The following is a 20,366-nucleotide window of genomic DNA, read 5'->3' as shown; positions in this document are numbered from 1 at the left end:
AACATTTTAATGTAGGGTACAGCACCGACACCTCATATCTCAGAACTGAACGAGAGAGTCGTCGGTGATAACCGCACCGCAATTGCGCGCCGCAAGATCGCTGCTCGGCATCGATCAGCGCCGGCTTGCCGAATTGTCCGGCCTGTCGGTGCCGACGATCCAGCGCATGGAAGCCAGCGGCTCGATCATCCGGGGCAATGTCGATTCGCTGATGAAGCTGATCGCGGCGCTCGAGATCTCCGGCATCGAGTTGATCGGAGAAGGCGCGGCCAGCCAGGGCGGCGGGCGCGGCGTGCGGCTGAAGGCCGGCTTCGATCCCGCCAAGGCGTCCGGGACCGTTGGCGACGACGCCGAGCCGGGCGGGAGCATGCCGTGAATTCGACCGTCGCCCTTCTGTTGTGCGGTCCTGCCGCGCTTCTGGCAACAGCCGTAATGGCCGCGGGCGCCAGCCGGCTCGCCGCCGCGACTCGACTGGTCTATGGCGCGACGCTTGCCATTTCAGCCGTGCTGCTCGCGACTGCCGCCAGCCATCTCGCCGGCAACCCCGGCGAGGCCTCCGCCACCTTGCCGCTCGGCCTGCCCTGGACCGGCGCCCGGTTCCGGCTCGACGGCCTGTCGGCATTCTTTCTCGTCGTCGTCAACCTGGGCGGCACGATCACCAGCCTCTACGGTCTCGGCTACGGCCGGCATGAATCCCAGCCGCATCGGGTTCTGCCGTTCTATCCGGCCTTCCTCGCCGGCATGAACCTCGTGGTGCTGGCCAACGACGCCTTCAGCTTCCTGTTGTCCTGGGAATTCATGTCGCTCGCCTCCTGGGCGCTGGTCATGGCGCATCACCGCGACGAGGCCAACCGGCGGGCCGGCTACATCTACCTGGTGATGGCAAGCTTCGGCACGATGGCGCTGCTGCTTGCCTTCGGCCTGCTGGCCGGGCCGGCGGGAACCTATGCGTTCGACGCGATGCGGACGGCGCATCCCGATCGGTTCGCCGCCGGCGCGGTGCTGGTTCTCATGCTGCTCGGCGCCGGCTCCAAGGCCGGCCTCGTGCCGCTGCATGCCTGGCTGCCGCTTGCCCATCCGGCGGCACCCAGCCACGTCTCGGCGCTGATGAGCGGCATCATGACGAAGGTCGCCATCTATGGCTTCATCCGCGTGGTGTTCGACCTGCTTGGCGAGCCGGCATGGTGGTTGGGCGTGGCGGTGCTTCTCATCGGCGGCGTGACGGCGGTGCTCGGCATCCTGCACGCGCTGATGGAAAAGGACCTCAAACGGCTGCTTGCCTATTCGACCATCGAGAATATCGGCGTCATCTTCGCCAGCCTCGGCCTTGCGCTGGCCTTCAAGGCGAACGGCATGCCGTCGGCGGCCGCGCTTGCCTTCACCGCGGCGCTGTTCCACGTGCTGAACCATTCCTTCTTCAAGAGCCTGCTGTTCTTCGGCGCCGGCGCCGTGCTCTCGGCAACCGGCGAACGCGACATGGAAAAGCTCGGCGGCCTCATCCATCGCCTGCCGGTGACCAGCTTCGTCTTCCTGATCGGCTGCGTCTCGATCTCGGCGCTGCCGCCCTTCAACGGCTTTGCCTCCGAATGGCTGGTCTTCCAGGCCATATTGCGCAGCCCCGAGCTGCCGCAATGGGGGCTGAAAGTCATCGTGCCCGCGGTCGGCGGCATGCTGGCGCTGTCGGCCGCGCTTGCCGCGGCATGCTTCGTCAAGGCATTCGGCATCACCTTCCTTGGCCGGGCGCGGTCGGCGGCGGTGGAGCGCGCGCACGAAGTCGATCGCTGGTCGCTGGCGGCGATGGTCGTGCTTGCCGCCTTCTGCCTGCTCGCCGGCATCCTGCCAGGCTTGGTTATCGATAGCCTGTCGACGGTGACGCTTCCGCTCGTCGGCGAGCGCATGCCCGTCCAGATGGCGCAGCCCTGGCTGTCGATCGTTCCGATCGCCGAAAGCCGCAGCTCCTATAACGGCCTGCTGGTGTTCGCCTTCATCACCATCTCGGCGTCGCTCGCGGCCTTCTTCATTCACCGCTTCGCCTCGCATGCGCTGCGCCGGGGCATTGCATGGGGGTGCGGCTTCCCGGACGCGGTGCCGGCCGCGCAATACACGGCCGTCAGCTTCGCGCAGCCCATCCGCCGCGTCTTCGGCGGCTTCGCGTTCCGCTCGCGCGAGACGGTGGACATGCCGGCTCCAGGCGCCCTCGAGCCGGCGCGACTCAAGGTGGAGATGCACGATGTGGCCTGGGAGATCTTCTACCAGCCGATCACCGGCGCGATCGATTTCGCCACCGAGCGGCTGAACCACCTGCAGTTCCTGACCATCCGCCGCTATCTGACGCTGGTCTTCCTCTACCTCGTCATCCTGCTTCTGGTGCTCGCGCTATGGCCATGATCTCCCAGCTGGCCGTGCAGGGCGCGCAAATGCTTTCGGTGCTTTTGCTGGCGCCGCTTCTGATCGGCTTCGTGCGCAAGGTGAAGGCGAGGCTGGTCAGGCGGCAGGGGCCTTCGCTGATCCAGCCCTACCGCGATCTCGTCAGGCTGATGCGCAAGGAGGTCGTGCTGGCGGACAATGCGTCCTGGCTGTTCCGCGTGACGCCCTACCTCATCTTCGCCGCGACGTGGGTTGCGGCCGCGCTTGTCCCGACATTCGCCACCGGCCTCGAATTCAGCTGGACCGCCGACCTCATCGTCATTGTGGCGCTGCTCGGCAGCGCGCGCTTCTTCCAGGCGCTGGCCGGGATGGATGTTGGCACCAGCTTCGGCGGCCTCGGCGCCAGCCGCGAGGTGATGATCGCGTCGCTGGCCGAACCGGCGATGCTGCTCATCGTGTTCAGCCTGGCGTTGCTGGCCGGCGCCACGCAGCTCTCGACGGTCGCCGCCTTCATGGGCTCGCCAGAAGTCGGATTGCGGGTGTCGCTCGGCATGTCGCTGATCGCCCTGGTTATGGTGGCGATCGCCGAGAATGCGCGCATACCGGTCGACAATCCGGCCACGCATCTGGAGCTCACCATGGTGCATGAGGCGATGATCCTGGAATATTCCGGCCGCCATCTGGCGATGATCGAGCTCGCCACCTTCCTCAAGCTGCTTCTCTACATGTCGCTGATCGCCTGCGTCTTCCTGCCCTGGGGGCTGGACGGCGCAAGCGCAGGGCCGAAGGCACTGGCCATCGGCGCCGCCGCCTATCTCTGCAAGCTCGCCGTGCTCGCCATCCTGCTTGCCGTGTTCGAGACGGCGGTCGCCAAGATGCGTGTCTTCCGGGTGCCGGACTTCCTGGGCGCGGCGCTGATGCTGGCGCTGCTCGGCACGCTTTTGCTGTTCGTCTCGCGGAGCCTGTGATGAACGGTCTCACCTTCGACATCGCCCATCTGCTCGCCGGCAGTCTGGTGCTGATCTCCTTCATGATGCTCTACCAGGACCGCCTGTTCGCGCTGATCAACGTCTTTGCGCTGCATGCGGTCGTGCTTGCGCTTTCGGTGGCCTGGCAGGCTTACATCCAGGACGCGCATCATCTCTACATCACCGCGGCAATCGCGCTGGTCTTCAAGGCGATCGTCATTCCCGTCGGGCTGCATCGCATCATCCAGCGGCTCGGCATCCACCGCGACATCGAGACCGCGGTCGGCATCGGCCCGACCATGCTTGCCGGGATCGGACTGGTGACGCTCTCCATGGTGCTCATGCTTCGGGTGACGCCCGAGGCCGACCCGCTCGCCCGCGAGGACCTCGCCTTCGCGCTGTCGATCATCCTGCTGGGCCTGCTGGTGATGGTCACCAGGCGCAACGCCGTCAGCCAGGTCGTCGGCTTCATGTCGCTGGAGAACGGCCTTGTGCTTGCCGCCACCGGCGCCAAGGGCATGCCGCTGGTCGTCGAGATCAGCGTCGCCTTCTCGATCCTGATCGCCTTCATCGTCATTGGCGTCTTCCTATTCCGCATCCGCGAACGGTTCGATTCGGTCGATATCGGCGCTCTGGACGACTACCGGGGAGAACGCCGGTGACCGGGTTTTCCTTCGACGCCGTGGCAGCGATCCTTTTCATCCCGGCGGGCGCCGCGGCCATCCTGGCGGCAATGCCGAACTACAAGATGACGGCCCTCGTGAACGTCATCGCCAGCCTGCTCACCTTGCTCGCGGCGCTGTCGCTGTTCGTCACCGACCGTCCGGCGCCGGGACAATATCTCCTGGTCGACGACCTCAACATCGTCTTCATCGTGCTCAACACATTCGTCGGCTTCACCACCAGCGTGTTCAGCGCGTCCTACATCGCGCATGAGCTGGAAACCGGCCGGCTGACCGCGCCGAACCTGCGCTTCTACCACGCCATGTACCAGATCATGATGTTCGGCATGAACCTGGCCTTCGTGTCGAACAATATCGGCCTGATGTGGGTCGCGGTGGAGCTTGCCACGCTGACCACCGTGCTGATGGTCGGCATCTACCGCACGCATGAGGCGCTGGAAGCGGCGTGGAAATATTTCATCCTCGGCAGCGTCGGCATCGCGCTCGCTCTCTTCGGCACCATCCTCGTCTACATGGCCGCGCAGCCGGTCGTCGGCGAGGGCACCAACGCCATGGTCTGGTCGGTGCTGATCGAAAAGGCGGCGCATTTCGATCCCGCGCTGCTCAGCGTCGCCTTCATCTTCCTGCTGCTCGGCTACGGCACCAAGGTCGGCCTTGCCCCCTTGCATGCCTGGCTGCCCGACGCGCATGCCGAGGGCCCGACGCCGATCTCGGCGGTGCTGTCGGGCCTGCTGCTCAACGTCGCGCTCTACGCCGTGCTGCGCTTCAAGCTGCTGCTCGCGGCGAGCCCGCAGGCGATCGGGCCCGGGCCGCTGATGGTCACGATGGGTCTGACCTCGCTGATCTTCGCGGCCTTCATGCTCTACCGCCGCCGCGACATCAAACGCCTGTTCGCCTATTCCTCGATCGAGCATATGGGCATCATCGTGTTCGCCTTCGGCATGGGTGGCCCGCTCGCCAACTTCGCCGGCCTGCTGCACATGGTCATGCACAGCCTGACCAAATCGGCGATCTTCTTCGCCGTCGGCCATATCGCGCAGGTCAAGGGCACGCAGAAGATCTCCGAGATCAGGGGCCTGACCGAAAGCCATCCCGGGCTTGGCTGGGCGCTGGTGATCGGCGTCGTGGCCATCGCCGGCCTGCCGCCGCTCGGCATCTTCATGAGCGAATTCCTGGTCGTCAGCTCGACCTTCGCCCGACATCCGTGGCTGGCGATCCCGCTGGTGTTCGGGCTGCTCATCGCCTTCGGCGCGCTGCTGTTGCGGCTGACCGGTCTCGCCTTCGGCGAGCCGCGCGGCGGCATGGCGCCGGTCGAGGCGTCCTACGTGCCGATGTACTCGCACCTCGCTCTGGTGTTTGCCGCCGGCATCTATCTGCCGGCGCCGCTGGTGGCTTGGTTCCAGCATGTCGCCGGTATCCTGGGGTAGGCGCATGAACAGGAAAAACTTGCCCGCGCTCGCTGATCTCATCGAGGCCGACCGCCAGGTCGAGCATCACGCGCCCTGGCGGCGCGCCGTGGTCGCCCCGAAGGCCTGGAACCTCGCCGTCGAGCAGCTCGCCGCCGGACGCTGGAGCCTGCTCGGCCTGTGGGGGGAGCCGGACAAAGTGCACATGGCAATTCTCGACGAGGCGCAGACCATCGGCGTGATCAGCATGGATTGCCGTGGCGGCCGCTACCCTTCGGTCGGCCAGCACCATTCGCCGGCGCTCCGGCTGGAACGCGCCGCGGCGGACCTGTTCGCGCTGGCGCCGCAAGGCCTGCCAGACAGCCGGCGCTGGCTCGACCATGGCCAATGGGGCGTCTCACATCCGCTGGCGGCGCGGCCTGGCGGGCCGCCGGCCGCGTCGTCCTACCGGTTCCTGACGGCCGAGGGCGAGGGCCTCCACCAGATTCCTGTCGGGCCGGTGCATGCCGGCATCATCGAGCCCGGGCATTTCCGCTTCACGGCTGGCGGCGAAACGGTGGTGCGGCTGGAGGAGCGGCTGGGCTATGTGCACAAGGGCATCGAAGGGTTGATGCAGGGCGCATCGATCGATCGCGCGGCAACGCTGGCGGGCCGGACCTCAGGCGACAGCACCGTCGCCTATTCGCTGGCCTTCGCCCGCGCGGTGGAGGCGGCGCTCGGCGTCGCGCCGCCGCCGCGCGCGATCTGGCTACGGGCGCTGATGGCCGAGCTGGAGCGCCTTGCCAACCACCTCGGCGACATCGGCGCCATCTGCAACGACGCCGCCTTCGCGATCATGCACGCGCATTGCGGCGTGCTGCGCGAACGCGTGCTGCGCGCCGCCGATGCGGCCTTCGGCCATCGCCTGATGCGCGACCGCATCCTGCCCGGCGGCACGGCAAGCGACCTGAACGAGGCAGGGACGGACGCCATCCGATCGCTGGTCGCGGAAATCAGGCGGCGCTTCCCGCATCTGGTGGAACTCTACGACAACACCGCCTCGCTGCAGGACCGCACGGTGGCGACCGGCCGGCTCAAGGTCGAGCTTGCCCGGCAATATGCCGCCGGCGGCTATGTCGGGCGCGCCTCGGGCCGCGATTTCGACGCGCGGCGCGATCTTGCCTATGCGCCCTATGACGAGCTCGCCTTCGACGTGCCGGTGCTGCAGGAGGGGGACGTCAACGCGCGCGTCTGGATCCGCGTGCGGGAGGTCGAGCAGAGCCTGTCGCTGGTCGAGCAGATTCTGGGGCGGCTGCCCGCCGGCCCGACCCGCGTCGATATGCCCGCGCCGGATGGGCCGCGCGAGGGCATGGCGCTGGTCGAGGGTTTTCGCGGCGACATCCTTGCCTGGCTGCGCATCGGCGAGAACGGCCTGATCGAACGCTGCCACCTGCGCGACCCGTCATGGTTCCAGTGGCCGCTGCTGGAGGCGGCGATCGAAGGCAACATCGTCGCCGATTTCCCGCTCTGCAACAAATCGTTCAACTGCTCCTATTCCGGCCATGATCTCTAAAGCAATTCCAGGAAAAGTGCGCAGCGGTTTTCCGTCCGGAATTGCGCGAAAACAAAGAGTTGGAGCAGGTCGGCGATTCTATCAGACGCTGAACTGCTCCAACTCTGGCCAAGGCACACCGCCATGCGAAAACTGCTCTTCGAAAGCCTGATCCGCCCGCCCCTGACGGAACGCGCGCCGCAAGTCAGCAATGCTGCCGTCGACGAACTGGCGCGCGCGCTTGACGGCATGGCTCGCAGGAAACTGGGCCGGAGCCTGTCGATCCGCGCGGTCGACGCCGGCTCCTGCAATGGCTGCGAGCTGGAGATGCACGCGCTCAACAATGCCTTCTACGACATCGAGCGCTTCGGCTTCCGCTTCGTCGCCTCGCCGCGCCATGCCGATGTGCTGATGGTCACCGGGCCGGTCACGAAGAACATGCGCGAGGCGCTGAAGCGGACCTTTGAGGCGACACCCAACCCGAAATGGGTGGTTGCGCTAGGCGATTGCGCCAAGGACGGCGGCTGCTTCGCCGGCAGCTATGCCGTGGTCGGCGGCGTGTCGGACGTGGTGCCGGTCGACCTGCACATCCCGGGATGCCCGCCGGCCCCGATCGAAATCCTCAAGGGATTGATCGCGCTGCTCGACGGCGCGAACGGAAAGGCCGGCGGCGTCCAAGCCTGACCGCTGCCGGCAGCCGCCAACCCGGTCCTACCGATCGACGACCAGCCGCAGCACCCGCGACGCCGGCGAAAGCCGCGCCTGGCGACCCCAGTCGAAGGCGATGAAATCCTGCTCGATGCCGTCGGCGAAGATCACGCCGCCCTCGTTCATGCGCGAGGTGATGAAGAGCGGTTTTTCGGTGATCTTTCCCGCCCGCAGTTTCGTCGCGGTGGCGATGCTCGGGAAGGGCTCGCGCACCCAGAAGCCGACCGCATGTTCCTCGCGGCCGAGCGACAGCTCCAGATGCGTCGCTTCCATGATCGAGCGCGCCCAGCCGCTCGCGCCGGTGCCAGAGGCGACGATGAGGCCGCTTGACGATTGGTCTTCGGCCTCGCCTTCCGCCTCGATGCGATAGCGGGCCGACTGGTGGCTGCGATGGCCGACGAAGATCTCGTTGAGCGCAAGCAGCGTCTCACCCGCTTCGAGCTCGGCCTGGACCATGGTGCGCGATTCAACCTGGATATCGCCGGCGCCGCTGGCGGCAAGCAGTTTTGCCAGCCTGCCGGCGCCGATGCGCACCAGCACGCCGTCATAGAGATCGGGCGCCGGATTGACGCCCAGTACCGGCTGGCCGTTGAGATATTTGGCGACATTGGCGACCAGGCCGTCCTGCCCGACGGCGACAATGACGTCGTCGGGCGCGAACAGGAAGCGGTTGAGGTCGGCGCGGCTCACCAGGGTCTGGCGCCAGTCGGCCGGCACCGCGGCGCGGGCGGTGCCCAGCACGGCGTGAAAACGATCGTGCCGGGCCTCGACGTCCTCCAGCCGCTGGCCGCGCGTCTCGAGGAAGAAGCGGGCCTGACCGCGCGTCGCGTGGTGCGCGATCAGCAGCTCATAGTCGGTCTCGCGCGTCACGAAGACCGCGCGGGGACGGTTCGCGGCCATGGCTCGCTCCTCACCGGCCCTCGATCACCGCCGGACCCTTGCGGAACTCGCCAAGCAGCGTGGCGAGCAGGTCGGGCGTGACGTTGACGTGCTCGATCCTGTCCAGCTTGCCGGCGAGCTGCTGGGCGGCAAGGCCGAGCAGAATCGCGGGCGGCAGGTCGCGATAGATGGCGATATGCTGCCTTTCGGCTTCCGCCTTCGCGCTCTCGATGGCGCGGATGCGCTCGGCCTCGGCGCCGGCTTCGATCTGCTGCGCTTCGGCCGCGCCGGTTGCGCGATTGCGGGCGTTCTCGGCCTCTTCAGCGATGAGCAGCTTCTCGCGCCGCGCCAACTCGGTCTTGTTCGCCAGCTCGTTCTCGGCGATCGCCCGCTCCTTCTCGACGGCCAAAGCGCGGCGCTGGAAGGTCGCCTCATCGGCCTTCTGCTGCAGCGCCTCGAAGGTCGGGGTCTGCAGCGCACGCTCGAGCTCGCTGGTCGGCGTCAAATTGGTGAGCCGAACCGCTACGGCGGCGATACCAATGTCGGTCAGCGCCGGATCGGCGGCGACCACGGCCTGCAACCGCTCGCGCAAGGGCGCCGGGCCGGCGTCGAGCAGAGCGCGCACCGGGGCCTGGCCGAGATATTGCTGCACCGCCTGGTTGGCGATGCCGGCAATGCGGGCCTGGATTTTTTCGATCGGTTCGCCGCGCAGCTTGCCGGTCCTGAGATCAATGCTGAAATCGACGCGCTCGGCGAGCCGCGCCGGATCGACGACGTGCCAGCCGATCGTGCCCTGCACGGCGACAGTCTGGAAATCCTGGCTGCGGCCCTTGACGAAGAGCGTCATCTCGCGGTCGTCCATGGGCAGCTCGGCGATGCTGGCGGTCTCGGGCACGAACCAGAAGACCAGGCCGCGGCCGCTTTCGATCGCCCGGCCGTTGCGGTAGCGGATGACGTGGCTGCTTGCCTCGCTGCGAAGCTGGGCGACGAAGCCTAGACTGCGAATGGTGGCCATGGTGGTCTCTCCCTCAATCGGCCGTGGAAGGTTGGAAACGATAAAGCTCGGCCGGGCGGAAGGCGGCGCCCGATTCATAGGCACCGGTTGCCACCAGCCATCCTCTGTCGAGCTGGCGCCGGCGGAAGGCCGGCTTGTTGAGGGACGTGCCCAAGATCGCCTCATGCACGTCCTGCAGCTGCCGCAATGTGAAGAGCTCGGGCAGCAGCGCGAAGGCGACATCGGAATAGTCGAGCTTGCCGCGCAGCCTGAGCATCGCCATCGCCAGTATGGCGGCATGGTCGAAAGCGAGCGTCAGTTTTTCACCTTCCGGGGCGACCACATCGACCGAGCCGCCGGTCTCTCCGGCCCAAGGCACATGGACCGCGGCCGGCAGCAGCGCCGGCATCGCGGCGAGCGCCGCGTCGAAGGCCCGCTCGGTAAGCAGCGCCAGATAGGCGACGCTGATGATGCGCATGCGCGGATCGCGATCCACCGCGCCGAACGTGTAGAGCTGTTCGAGATGCGCCTCGGCCATGCCGGTCTTTTCGCGCAGCACGCGCGCGGCGGCCACATCGAGCGACTCGTCGATGCCGACAAAACCGCCCGGCAGCGCCCAGCGACCGGCATGAGGGTGCTGGTCGCGCTTGACCAGCAGCACGGCCGGCCGGTTGTCGCGGATACCGAGCAGGACAAGGTCGACGGCCACCGGAGGCCGCTGGAAGGCGCTCGGGTCGTAGTCCTTGAGGAAATCGGTCTCGTTCATCACATTGCATCCTGTAATATGCAAGTTACATATATCTACTTCGCATATATGTCAACGGACATTTCCGCCTGTCACCGGACAGGCCCGAGCGGCTGGAATGCCGCCTGGGCGGGAGAGCTATCCGTAGGCCGTGCGTCGCGGCAGTGTTCCTATGCCGCTACGGGTTCCTACAATCGCCATCGCCTAACGAACGTTCGGCCAACCCGAAGGGCGATATCCGTGACACGTGGTTCCATACTCTTGAGAGTCGAACCTGGTACAGCAGGGTCTCACACGACCGTTCTCATCCACACCAGAAACGACTCCATAACCGCAAACCGTGGATGGTGCTGCATCCACACGACATAGAAGCTGTAGCCCGGCAGGGACAAGGAATGCGCCTTGACGAGCGAGCCGTTTTCCAGCTCGCGGCCGACCACGACATCGCTCAGGATCGCGATGCCTTGCCCGGCGACGACCGCGTCGATCGCATGCAATTCCTCGCGAAAGCTCAAATCCCAGGCCTTATCCGGGATCAGGTCCGGATCGATCGAACGGGCCGTCGCCAGCCAGCGGCGCCAGGTCGGCGCGTCCGGGTCCCGGTTCATCCAGTCGAAATGGATCAGGGGATAGCGCAACAGATCGGCGGCACGCTCGATCGTCCGCCCGTCGCCTGCCAGCAATCGCGGACTGCAGATGGGAAAGAAGGAATCGCGGCACAGCTCCTGCCCCGCAAATCCCACAGGCGGCCGCCGTGTGTAGCGGATCGCCACGTCCGCGGCGCCGGCGCGGAGATCGAGGACCGCGTCCGTTCCGATGACCTCCAGCGGCACGGCCGGGTTGGCCTCTCGCCACTTCGGCAAGCGAGGCACCAGCCAGCGGCTGGCGAAAGCGTTCGGGCTCGTCACCCGCAGCGGCGCCTCAATATCCGGCTCGGCGACCGCGGCAAGGGAACCGGCGAGGAGATCAAAGCCGTTGCGCAGGACAGGAAACAGGCGCGCTCCCGCACTCGTCAGCGTGAGCGGGCGCGGCCGGCGCTGAAACAGCTTGCGGCCGCATATCTCTTCCAGCAGGCGGACCTGATGGCTGATCGCCGTCGGCGTCACGCCCAGCTCCGCCGCCGCGGCCTTGAAGCTGCCGTGCCGGGCGGCGGCCTCGAAGGCGTGCAAAGCGCGGAGCGGCGGACTGTTCCTCATATCCGAAGTGTAGATGAATTCCGCTCATCCAGTAGCTAAGAATTTCGCTTTTGCAGAAGGCCTGGCGCTGTGAGACCGTTCATCCCATTGGAACCGGGGCGACGACGATGGAGCTTCCACGACAGACCGACGTGCTATCGGGCTTATCCCATTCCTCGACCACGGCAATCGAACGGCTGCGACAGAGCTTGCGAGGCGAACTGGTGTTGCCGGCGGACGCAGGCTACGACCAGGCGCGCAGGGTCTGGAACGGGGCTATCGACAAACGTCCTGCCGCAATCGTCTTTTGCGCCAATCCCGATGACGTCATCCTAGCCGTGACCTATGCCAGGTCACAAAACTGCCTCGTGGCCGTCCGCAGCGGTGGCCACAACGTCGCCGGCCTGTCGGTATGCGACGACGGCATGGTGATCGACCTGTCGCGCATGAAGAAGATCGTCGTCGACCCCGAACGCCGCATCGCCAGGGCCGAAGCCGGACTGACCCTTGGCGAGTTCGACGCGGCCACGCAGGCGCATGGGCTCGCGACCACCATGGGCGTCAACGGCGATACCGGCATTGCCGGCCTGACGCTGGGCGGCGGCTTCGGCAAGCTCGGCCGCAAGCACGGCCTGAGCTGCGACAATCTGATCGCTGCCGAAATCGTCACCGCCGACGGACGGTTGCTGCGGGCAAGCGCCGGCGAGCACCCCGACCTGTTCTGGGCCTTGCGGGGCGGCGGCGGCAATTTCGGCATCGTGACGGTCTTCGAATACCGGCTGCACCCGCTCGGCCCGGCGCTTCTCGTTTGCTCTGTGCTGCATGCCTACGATCATGCGCGCGAGGCTATGCGATTCTACGACAAATTCTCCCGCGATGCCCCGGACGAGGTGAGCGTCGACGCCGCGCTCGTCACGCTGCCCTCGGGCGAGCGTGGCTTCAGCATCTCGGCCTGCTACGCCGGGCCGCCCGAAGCGGGCGAGCCCGTCATCGCGCCCCTGATGGAGTTCGGATCCCCTGTCGAAAGCCGTCTCCAGGCCATCCCCTACCTCCAGATCCAGTCGGCGGGCGACAGCCTCTTTCCGCGCGGGCGACGTTACTACTGGAAGGCGCAGTTCCTGCGCGAAATCAGCGACGGCGCGATCGAGGCGCTGCTCGAGGCTTACGCCAAGGCTCCCAATCGCTCGTCCCTGCTGGTCTTCCAGCAGGTCGGCGGCGCGATCGCCCGGGTGCCCGCTTCGGACTCGCCCTACGCCAACCGCGACGCGGCGCTCGACTGCTTCCCGATCGCCATCTGGGACGACCCGGCAGACGACGCGGCCAATATGGGCTGGGCACGCGAGCTGTGGAACGCGGTCCGGCCATTCTCAACCGGCGGCGTCTATGCCAACAATCTGGGCGACGAGGGTGACGAGCGCGTGCGGGATGCCTACGGTGTCAATTACGCGAGCCTCGCCGCCGTCAAGAAGCAGTACGACCCGACCAATTTTTTCCGACTGAACCAGAATATCAGGCCTGGATAATCGAAAATCCGCGGGGGAACCGTGCGCAGCCGCTGGACGATCCTTGCTGTGCTTTTTGTCGCCCGTACCGCGATGGCGTTTCAGTTTCAGAGCGTCGGCGCCGTCGCACCGCTTGTCGGCTCCAGCCTCGGCGCGAGTCTCGCCGACATCGGCGTCCTGATCGGACTCTATCTTGCGCCGGGGATCGCTTTGGCACTGCCCGGCGCGTCCATCGGCCAGCGCCACGGCGACAAGGCGACCGTTCTGGCAGGTCTCGCCATGATGCTGGCGGGCGAGCTGATGATGATGTCGTCGACGTCCTGGAGCCTGCAGATCGGCGGCCGGCTGATCGCCGGCACCGGCGGCGTTCTCGTGAACGTGCTGATGACCAAGATGGTCGCCGACTGGTTCGCCGGCCGGGAGATCGCAACCGCCATGGCCATCTACATCAACTCCTGGCCGGCGGGCATCGCCGTCGCGCTCATGCTTTTGCCGGCGATCGGGACGAGCTTCGGAGTGACCGCCGTGGGCGTTGCCGTTTCGGTCCCGGTCATCATCGGCATCGGCCTGATCGCCTTGGTTTATAGCGCCCCGGAGCAGTCGCCCACCGGAAGGGTGGAACGTTCCGGCATTTCGGCTGCGACAGGCTATGCGCTCATCACCGCCGGCCTGATCTGGTGCCTCTACAATGTCGGCTTCGCCATGGTGTTCAGCTTCGGCCCCTCGATGCTCGTCGAGCGCGGATGGTCGAGCGCGGCGGCGGGGTCGGCCATCAGCGTGGTGCTTTGGCTTGCCGCCCTTTCGGTCCCGCTCGGCGGCCTGCTGGCCGATCGGAGCCAACGCGGCGGCGCAATTCTCACGGTGGGCTGTGCCGGCTTCGCATTGCTGACGCTCCTTCTGTCGCGAAACGGACCGGTGCTGCCCCTCGTCATCGCCATGGGGCTCGTGTGCGGCCTGCCAGCCGGCGCGATCATGAGCCTGCCCGCGCGCGTGCTCGATCAACGGACACGATCGATCGGGATGGGCGTGTTCTACACCGTCTATTATGTCGGCATGCTGGCCGCCCCTGCGATCGGCGGCAGGCTTGCCGTTTGGGCGGGGACCGCGAGGGCCGCGCTCGACCTGGGCACCGTCGCCCTCCTGCTTTGCCCCCTGCTCCTGTGGTCATTCCACGGGATCAGCCGGCGCCTGCGGTCGATCGCCATTCAATCCAACTAGCTGCCGTCGATACGGCGGCAATGGTCCGTGGCGCGCCGAACGACCGAGATCAGGCGGGAGCGTAGGTCAGCCTCATCACATTCTCATCGATCCGATCACTGGCGATAAGCCGGAGCGGCGGCCGGGGCCCGGCGAAATAGGGCTTGCCGCGGCCAAGCACGACCGGATGCAGGTAGATCCGATATTCGTCGATCAGGCCGAGGTCGGTGAGGCTTCGCGCCAGGTCAGGGCCGGCGACGGCGATCTCGCCGTCGCGCTCCGCCTTCAGCTTGCGCATCTCGCCCTCAAGGTCTTCTCCGACGAGGCTGGCGTTGGGGCCGACCGATTGCAGCGTGCGTGAGACGACCCATTTCGGCTGGTCCCGCCATGCCACCGCGAAGGCCTGTCGATCGGCATCCCATTCCGGACGATCGTCGTCCCAGTAACGCATGATCTCATACATGCGGCGGCCGTAGACGCTTCCCGCCTTCCGCCGCACGTCCCCAATGAAATGGCGGAAGAGCGTGGGGCTTGGCCCAAACTCCGTATGATCGACGTAGCCGTCCAGCGATTGGTTCATTCCAAAGACGAGCTTCGCCATCGCCTGTTCCTCGCATGGCATCCGCGCAATCCGATTGCGTTGTGCAATCGGTTCAGGTTAGGCTGACTGATTTTATTTTGCAATTGGTTTTTGGCGCATGCATGAACGCAGCGAGAGGATGCGGCTAGGTCCGCCCGCACGGCCTTCGAGTTCGCCGCAACCAGGGCATCCCATTCTTCGCCTAAATGGTGCTCGAACAGGGCTCATTCCCTCAGAAACTCCACGATCTCGGCGAACGCCGAACTATCCTGCCAGATGAATAGATGGCCACCTTCATACATCCGCAACATCGCTCCCGGGATTCTGCTCGCCATACGTTCTTGAGACGACGGTAGAGCGATCCCGTCGTACCGACCGCCGCAAATGAAAACTGGGCACCTAATTTCACCGAGACGCTCCCAAGTATCGTGTTGACGGCGTGCCTCCAGCAGGCGCGTCGTTCCGGCCTTGTGACCCGGTTCCTGCGCGAACCGATTATCGTCGAACCTTCTGATGAGTTCCTCGTATTTCTCGGGGTTCGCCTCAGCCCAGTCCGCATCACATCGTGTATCGGAAATCGATACCATGACCCGCGCCCGCTCATGCGGCCGGAGTCCCTGCAGGAGATGGACCGGGTAGGACGACCCTCCTTCTCCGCCGGGTGAAGTGCAACAGAGTGCGAGTCTGGTTATTCGATGTGGATACCTGAGTGCCAGTTCGAGCGCGACCATACCACCGAACGATACACCAACGACCCGAGCGCGCTCCCACCCGACAGTATCCAAAAGGCCGGCCGCGTCGTCCGCAAAATCGGCCATGAGGTAGGGCTTGTCGGGCTTTGACGTACGCCCGAGGCCACGCTGGTCATATGCAAGCAGGTCAAAGGATCTCGCCAGGGGCGATTCCAGGAGATTTGGGCTCCGACGCAGATCACCTCGTGAGCCAGAGATCGCCAGCAAAGGCGCTCCCTCGCCGGCTCGTTCGAACCAGAGGTCGATATCGCGGATGCGGCAATAGGGCATAACCTATTTAGCGGAACGCTCGCTGGCTGTCTTCAAGCAAGCTTAGCCGCCAAACTGACTGACCCGAGCCCGATAAGCTGACTGACGCTGATGTGCATGGGGGGGCAGCCACGCCGGCGAGATTCGGGATCGGACCTGGAAGCGGGCAGGCTCGCAGAAGCAGGACTTGCGAACGGGCCTCCTGGCGCCGCTCCACGGCTGCCCCATCGAGCATCGCGGCCCCCGCAGCCCCCTTGATGCTCGGCTGCTCTGCCTGCGGCAGATCGGTCTTCTCTCCGGTTCCCTCATAGGTCGGAAAGGCATAAGCGAGCGAGCCAGCCTCGGCCTGCCAGACGCCGCCCTCGACACCCTGGAGATCATGTAGTCGTAGAGGGACAGGTCGATATGATGCCCTCGACCTGTCGAGACCCGCCCCGGCAAGGCGGCACAGCGGCGGCGACACCGCGCATGTCGGCAGCCATTATGGAGATTTTCTTAGGGAGATTTCAGGAGGTGTGATGGACTGCACCTCATCAACGCTGAGACGCATGACCATCTGTCGCTTGCTTAGCGAGTGTGGTCGCCAGTTCGATTACTCGCCGACGATCCCCCTCGGAAGCAATCCCTAGAAATGCCTTTATCAGCTCTTTGCCTTCGGTCGCCAGCTTTGGATCAAAGTCGTCAGGTGCTGCTCCCGCCGGGATGATTGCCAGGGAATTCGGTGGTCGTTCTTTCGACATGACTACAATCCCTTTTACTCAAACAGGCGCTTCAACGCGCCGAGACGATATGGCACTCAACTCACCGTCAATGAGGTAACGAATTTCTGGCACACAAAGGGAGACGTCTATCCACACGATCTCGAAATCCTGATGTGCGACGATTTCGTCGCGCGATCCGTCTCTTTTTTCGCGTATGGTCTTTCGATCTGTGGATTACACGCCAGCCCGCGAGCGACCCCGCCCCGGCGGTCGGGCTGCCAGGGATTTGTCGCCCTTGTGATACCGGTGTAACGAGGCGTTACGGCCTCGACCAGCTTGAAAGTGAAACGCTCGAACGCCCAAGCCGCGAGGACCCCGGATATCGTCGAGATGGCCGTCGTCCCGAGCGCGATGATGATGCTGCTCTTCAAGGCACCGACCCACTGCGGGCTGCCGGCTTTTCGCGAGCATGTCCGTCACCCATTCATTCCCCCGGCGCGTCATCCGGTGCCCAAGGCGACCGGCATGTCTGTCCGATGCCGCCTACAGCGCGGCGCCGACCTTCAATCCTTCGTAAACGGCCTCCTCCGCCGTGCGCGGGGCCATGCTGTCCCCGATGATGTGCAGTTCCGGCACCTTGCCCGCCAGCATGTCGCTCAATTCGCTTACCGGCTCATGTCCCAGGCAAAGCACCAGCGTGTCGACATTCTCGAACATGATCGGCTGCTCGCTGGCGGTGTGCTGCATGTAGACGGTGCCGCCGTCACAGCCGAAGAGGCGGGCATATGGGGTTACGACCACGCCAAGCTTGTGCAGTTCGGCGGCAATGTTGTCGCGCACGTAGAGCGGCAGCAACTCGCCTGGATGGGTGCCGTTGACGGCAAGTTCGACGCTGCAGCCGTCATTGACCAGCATCTCGGCGATGCCCGGTCCGATCCAGTCGCAGCGCCAGTCCGCCACCACCGTGCGGCTCCCCGTCTTGACCTGTTTCCTCAGCACCTGCCAGGCATCGACCACCTGCACGCTTCCGTCATCGGGCATTTCCGGGAGATAGGGCCTCGCGCCGGTCGCGATGACCATTGCGTCCGGTTTTTCCGCGTCGACCACGGACTGGTCGACGCGCACGCCCTTCATCACACGGACCTGCGTCAGCTCAAGTTCGCGCGAAAGATTGGTGACGATGCCCCCGAATTCGGCGCGGCGGGGCAGCAGCTGGGCCAGCAGCGCCTGTCCTCCCAGATGAGAGGACGCCTCATAGAGGGTGACCTGATGCCCCCGGGCGGCCGCGACGGCGGCGGCCTTCATTCCGGCCGGACCGCCACCGACGACCATCACCTTCTTCGGCCGCGGGGCGGGTGTGAGCTTACCAAATCTGAGCTCGCGCCCCGTCTCGGGGTGTTGGATGCAGGAGATGGGAAATCCCCGGTGGAAATGGCCAATGCAGGCCTGGTTGCAGGCGATGCAGGCGCGGATGTCGTCCGTGCGGCCCTGTTCGGCTTTCGCGGGCATGTCGGGATCGCAGATCAGCGCCCGCGTCATGCCGCAGACATCCGCGGAACCCTCCGTCAGCAACGCCTCGGCCTCGTGCGGCTGGTTGATGCGGCCGGCCACCATGATCGGTATGTCGAGTGCCTGCCGGAACCGCGCGGCGTCGCTTGCCAAATAGGCGTTGCGATAGGCCATGGGCGGCACGATATGCACCGCGCCGCCGGCGGAAGCGGAGGTGCCGGCAGTGACATTGACGTAGTCGAGCAACGGCTCGAGTCCAAGGCAGATCTCCAGCGCCTCGTCCATGGTGAGGCCGCGCTCGTCACGTTCGCTGCCGCTGATGCGCAAGCCGATGACGAAGTCCTCGGACGTCGCCGCCCGCATCGCGGCGAGCGCTTCGGTGGCGAAGCGCAGCCGGTTCTCCAGGGATCCGCCGTAGTTATCAACACGGCGGTTGACGCGCTGGTTGAAGAACTGCGCCGGCAGGTAGCCGTGGCTGGCCACGAACTCGACGCCGTCCAGCCCCGCCTCGTGCATCCGCCGCGCCGCTGCGGCGTAGCCGCGAACGATCTCGTCGATCATGCGTTTGCCGAGCTCGCGCGGCATGACGCGGAAACGCTCGTTCGGCGACACGGATGGCGCGTAGGCCACCGTCAGCAGCCCATCGCCGCCTTCCATGATCTCCCGGCCTGGATGGAAGAGCTGGGAGAAGATCTTGCAGTCATGCGCATGGCAGATGTCGGCCAGCTTCCGGTAGCCGGCGATGCATTCGTCTTCCGTCGCCATGAGCATGTGCGAGGTGTAGCGCGCCGTCTCGTGGACGCCCGCGACCTGACTGACAATAAGCCCGGCGCCGCCCCGCGCCCGCGCCTCGTGGTAGGCGATCAGCGCATCGTTGACCAGGCCGTCGGTCGGCAACGTCGTGTCGTGCCCGGTGGACATGATACGATTCTTGAGCCGCACGCCACGGATCCGCAAAGGTTGGAAAAGGCGCGGGAATGGCGTCGAGGGTGTTTTGACGTGCGCGGCGCCGGCCATCGATCTCCTCCGTCGCTGGCAAACTGCGCTCTCATATTTTGCCCCTGGTAAAAAATCCAGCTATTTTTTTACCGTGGACGAAATTCATTGCGAATTACCCCTGGCGGTGAAATGGTTCTCCGTGGCCTGAAAACGCTGGCGACGTTTGAGGATTCATGCGGAAAGGCTGGAATTCCAAATGCTCACCTTGCGGACAGCGCCTTTGATCGACAAGAACGATAGATCTTTGGCCGGTGGCCCGTTTCACTAGGCGTTGTATCCGGAGTGAGCATGTCGTCTGAGAGGGGTCCTGAAACCGGGCTGGGATCTGTTGGCGGCGACCCGGTTCTCGGGGATCGCATTCGCGGTTTGCGCAAACGGCGCAAGATGACGCTTTCGCAGTTGTCGGAAAGCGCCAACCTTTCCATCGGCTATATCAGCCAGATCGAGCGTAACCTTGCCTACCCATCGATTCCGGCCCTGGTGAACATCGCCCGAAGCCTGGGCGTGACCGTGCAATGGTTTTTCGCCGGGGCCTCTCCCGTGCCGCAGGAAGAGCATGGCTATGTCGTCAGGAGCGGCAACCGCCTGAAGATACAGTATGAGGGCGGTATCATAGACGAGCTTGTCACGCCGAAGATGAGCCTGCAGGTGGAGATGATCTATACGCGGCTGCCGCCGGGAACCGAAAGCGCCGAAAGCTACACCCACGAGGGCGATGGCGTCGGCTTCGTCGTCTCGGGTGAACTCGACATCTGGGTCGGCGAGCGACACTTCCACCTCTACGAAGGAGACAGTTGCTCCTATTCGTCAGGTGAGCCGCACAGGTACAAGAATGCGGGCGCGCGCGAGGCCGTCGTGATCTGGGCAATCAGCCCGCCAAGTTTCTAGCCTCGGATTTGGAGAGGCCGAGGTTGCGTAGTGCTCGGTCGCCGGCAATGCAAGGCTAGTCGGATCCTGGGGGTCGTCGGCCGAGATGATGTCCATCAGCAGCGTCGCGTCGCGGGCCGCACCATCTCAGGCACCCCTGCCGCGAAGCGGACTCGGCTATACGCGCCGCTCGCCAGGACGACCGCCCGTGTGATGGCCGATGCCCGTTCCGATGAAGCCGATCCTGGTGGCGCTCATCGCGGCGACCGGTGCCGGATCAGCCGTTTTCGAGAGCGGCGAAGCGAACGACCATCTCTTCGACCTCGAGCGCCTTCATGGCCGCCTGGAAACGCTCCAGATGCGGGTCTGCAAATGCGCGTCGAATGCGGCGCGATCGTCGTACACTTCGTAGAACAACACTGTGTCCTTGGTGCCCTCGGGGCCGACGACTTCGAAGCGGCGGCAGCCCGCCTCGTCGGCCAGCGAATGGCGGGCGTCGTCCTGGGCAGGATCGAGAAATGCGGCTGAGAACCCTCATTGCCGCTTCGAGCGTA

Annotated in this window: 19 protein-coding genes and 1 pseudogene; 11 read left to right on the top strand and 9 right to left on the bottom strand. The window is 65.3% G+C overall.

Features of this window, described 5'->3' with window-relative positions:
- The first annotated feature begins 64 nt into the window (after nucleotides 1-64).
- The 7 genes from DPM35_RS20115 to DPM35_RS20085 all read left to right on the top strand — a co-directional run bounded on the left by DPM35_RS20115 (nucleotide 65) and on the right by DPM35_RS20085 (nucleotide 7,639).
- Nucleotides 65-376 carry a helix-turn-helix domain-containing protein gene (locus tag DPM35_RS20115; RefSeq protein WP_112128976.1) on the top strand — a complete coding sequence of 104 codons (312 nt, stop codon included), beginning with the start codon at nucleotides 65-67 and terminating at the stop codon, nucleotides 374-376.
- The gene (hyfB, locus tag DPM35_RS20110) at nucleotides 373-2,388 is read left to right on the top strand and encodes a hydrogenase 4 subunit B (RefSeq protein ID WP_112128975.1); all 2,016 of its coding nucleotides are present in this window, start codon (nucleotides 373-375) and stop codon (nucleotides 2,386-2,388) included. The genes DPM35_RS20115 and hyfB overlap by 4 nt, the downstream gene beginning before the upstream one ends.
- A complete protein-coding gene (locus DPM35_RS20105; protein WP_112128974.1) occupies nucleotides 2,379-3,335 on the top strand; it encodes a respiratory chain complex I subunit 1 family protein in 957 nt (318 codons plus the stop codon). Before hyfB ends, DPM35_RS20105 begins: the two co-directional genes overlap by 10 nt.
- Entirely contained in the window at nucleotides 3,335-3,997 is a 663-nt protein-coding gene (locus tag DPM35_RS20100) for a hydrogenase-4 component E (protein ID WP_095819077.1), read from the top strand. Before DPM35_RS20105 ends, DPM35_RS20100 begins: the two co-directional genes overlap by 1 nt.
- Nucleotides 3,994-5,445, top strand: a complete 1,452-nt coding sequence (locus tag DPM35_RS20095) for a hydrogenase 4 subunit F (protein WP_112128973.1) — start codon at nucleotides 3,994-3,996, stop codon at nucleotides 5,443-5,445. Before DPM35_RS20100 ends, DPM35_RS20095 begins: the two co-directional genes overlap by 4 nt.
- Nucleotides 5,446-5,464: 19 nt before the next feature.
- Nucleotides 5,465-6,976, top strand: coding sequence for a hydrogenase large subunit (locus DPM35_RS20090; protein WP_112129122.1), 1,512 nt, complete (start codon nucleotides 5,465-5,467; stop codon nucleotides 6,974-6,976).
- A 123-nt stretch (nucleotides 6,977-7,099) separates the two neighbouring features.
- On the top strand, nucleotides 7,100-7,639 hold the full coding sequence (locus DPM35_RS20085) for an NADH-quinone oxidoreductase subunit B family protein (protein ID WP_112128972.1): 540 nt from the start codon (nucleotides 7,100-7,102) through the stop codon (nucleotides 7,637-7,639).
- A 27-nt stretch (nucleotides 7,640-7,666) separates the two neighbouring features.
- Here DPM35_RS20085 and DPM35_RS20080 read toward each other — a convergent pair whose 3' ends face one another.
- The 4 genes from DPM35_RS20080 to DPM35_RS20065 all read right to left on the bottom strand — a co-directional run bounded on the left by DPM35_RS20080 (nucleotide 7,667) and on the right by DPM35_RS20065 (nucleotide 11,450).
- Nucleotides 7,667-8,563: an NAD(+)/NADH kinase gene (locus DPM35_RS20080; protein WP_112128971.1), complete on the bottom strand. Its 897-nt coding sequence runs from the start codon at nucleotides 8,561-8,563 to the stop codon at nucleotides 7,667-7,669.
- 10 nt (nucleotides 8,564-8,573) lie between these two features.
- Complete coding sequence (locus DPM35_RS20075) at nucleotides 8,574-9,557, bottom strand: SPFH domain-containing protein (protein WP_112128970.1); 984 nt, start codon at nucleotides 9,555-9,557, stop codon at nucleotides 8,574-8,576.
- Nucleotides 9,558-9,570: 13 nt separating this feature from the next.
- Nucleotides 9,571-10,302, bottom strand: a complete 732-nt coding sequence (locus tag DPM35_RS20070) for an NUDIX hydrolase (protein WP_112128969.1) — start codon at nucleotides 10,300-10,302, stop codon at nucleotides 9,571-9,573.
- 269 nt (nucleotides 10,303-10,571) lie between these two features.
- Nucleotides 10,572-11,450: a LysR substrate-binding domain-containing protein gene (locus DPM35_RS20065; RefSeq protein ID WP_245431585.1), complete on the bottom strand. Its 879-nt coding sequence runs from the start codon at nucleotides 11,448-11,450 to the stop codon at nucleotides 10,572-10,574.
- A gap of 134 nt (nucleotides 11,451-11,584) precedes the next feature.
- Between DPM35_RS20065 and DPM35_RS20060 the strand changes: the two genes are divergently transcribed.
- Together DPM35_RS20060 and DPM35_RS20055 are read left to right on the top strand one after the other, a co-directional pair.
- Nucleotides 11,585-12,979 (top strand): FAD-binding oxidoreductase, encoded by a 1,395-nt coding sequence (locus tag DPM35_RS20060; protein WP_181592078.1) that lies wholly within the window; start codon nucleotides 11,585-11,587, stop codon nucleotides 12,977-12,979.
- A gap of 21 nt (nucleotides 12,980-13,000) precedes the next feature.
- Nucleotides 13,001-14,176, top strand: coding sequence for an MFS transporter (locus DPM35_RS20055; RefSeq protein WP_112128967.1), 1,176 nt, complete (start codon nucleotides 13,001-13,003; stop codon nucleotides 14,174-14,176).
- A 49-nt stretch (nucleotides 14,177-14,225) separates the two neighbouring features.
- Here the strand turns inward: DPM35_RS20055 and DPM35_RS20050 are convergent, their stop codons facing one another.
- The 4 genes from DPM35_RS20050 to DPM35_RS20035 all read right to left on the bottom strand — a co-directional run bounded on the left by DPM35_RS20050 (nucleotide 14,226) and on the right by DPM35_RS20035 (nucleotide 18,963).
- Nucleotides 14,226-14,756, bottom strand: coding sequence for a dihydrofolate reductase family protein (locus tag DPM35_RS20050; protein WP_112129120.1), 531 nt, complete (start codon nucleotides 14,754-14,756; stop codon nucleotides 14,226-14,228).
- A gap of 203 nt (nucleotides 14,757-14,959) precedes the next feature.
- Nucleotides 14,960-15,757 carry an alpha/beta fold hydrolase gene (locus DPM35_RS33330; RefSeq protein WP_112128966.1) on the bottom strand — a complete coding sequence of 266 codons (798 nt, stop codon included), beginning with the start codon at nucleotides 15,755-15,757 and terminating at the stop codon, nucleotides 14,960-14,962.
- 512 nt (nucleotides 15,758-16,269) lie between these two features.
- The gene (locus DPM35_RS32210) at nucleotides 16,270-16,476 is read right to left on the bottom strand and encodes a hypothetical protein (protein WP_146767974.1); all 207 of its coding nucleotides are present in this window, start codon (nucleotides 16,474-16,476) and stop codon (nucleotides 16,270-16,272) included.
- Nucleotides 16,477-16,980: 504 nt separating this feature from the next.
- Nucleotides 16,981-18,963, bottom strand: a complete 1,983-nt coding sequence (locus tag DPM35_RS20035; RefSeq protein WP_112128964.1) for an oxidoreductase — start codon at nucleotides 18,961-18,963, stop codon at nucleotides 16,981-16,983.
- Between the two features lie 270 nt (nucleotides 18,964-19,233).
- Between DPM35_RS20035 and DPM35_RS20030 the strand changes: the two genes are divergently transcribed.
- Together DPM35_RS20030 and DPM35_RS33325 are read left to right on the top strand one after the other, a co-directional pair.
- Complete coding sequence (locus DPM35_RS20030; RefSeq protein ID WP_112128963.1) at nucleotides 19,234-19,833, top strand: helix-turn-helix domain-containing protein; 600 nt, start codon at nucleotides 19,234-19,236, stop codon at nucleotides 19,831-19,833.
- 211 nt (nucleotides 19,834-20,044) lie between these two features.
- Nucleotides 20,045-20,224 carry a hypothetical protein gene (locus DPM35_RS33325; RefSeq protein ID WP_425373391.1) on the top strand — a complete coding sequence of 60 codons (180 nt, stop codon included), beginning with the start codon at nucleotides 20,045-20,047 and terminating at the stop codon, nucleotides 20,222-20,224.
- An 8-nt stretch (nucleotides 20,225-20,232) separates the two neighbouring features.
- Here DPM35_RS33325 and DPM35_RS33320 read toward each other — a convergent pair.
- Nucleotides 20,233-20,295 (bottom strand): annotated as a pseudogene (locus DPM35_RS33320) (antibiotic biosynthesis monooxygenase); the annotation flags it as partial.
- Between the last annotated feature and the right edge of the window lie 71 nt (nucleotides 20,296-20,366).

It is taken from the genome of Mesorhizobium atlanticum (assembly GCF_003289965.1).
Lineage (GTDB): Bacteria > Pseudomonadota > Alphaproteobacteria > Rhizobiales > Rhizobiaceae > Mesorhizobium > Mesorhizobium atlanticum.
The sequence above is the reverse complement of the archived record's forward strand: the minus strand, read 5'-3'. Positions and strand labels throughout refer to the sequence as shown.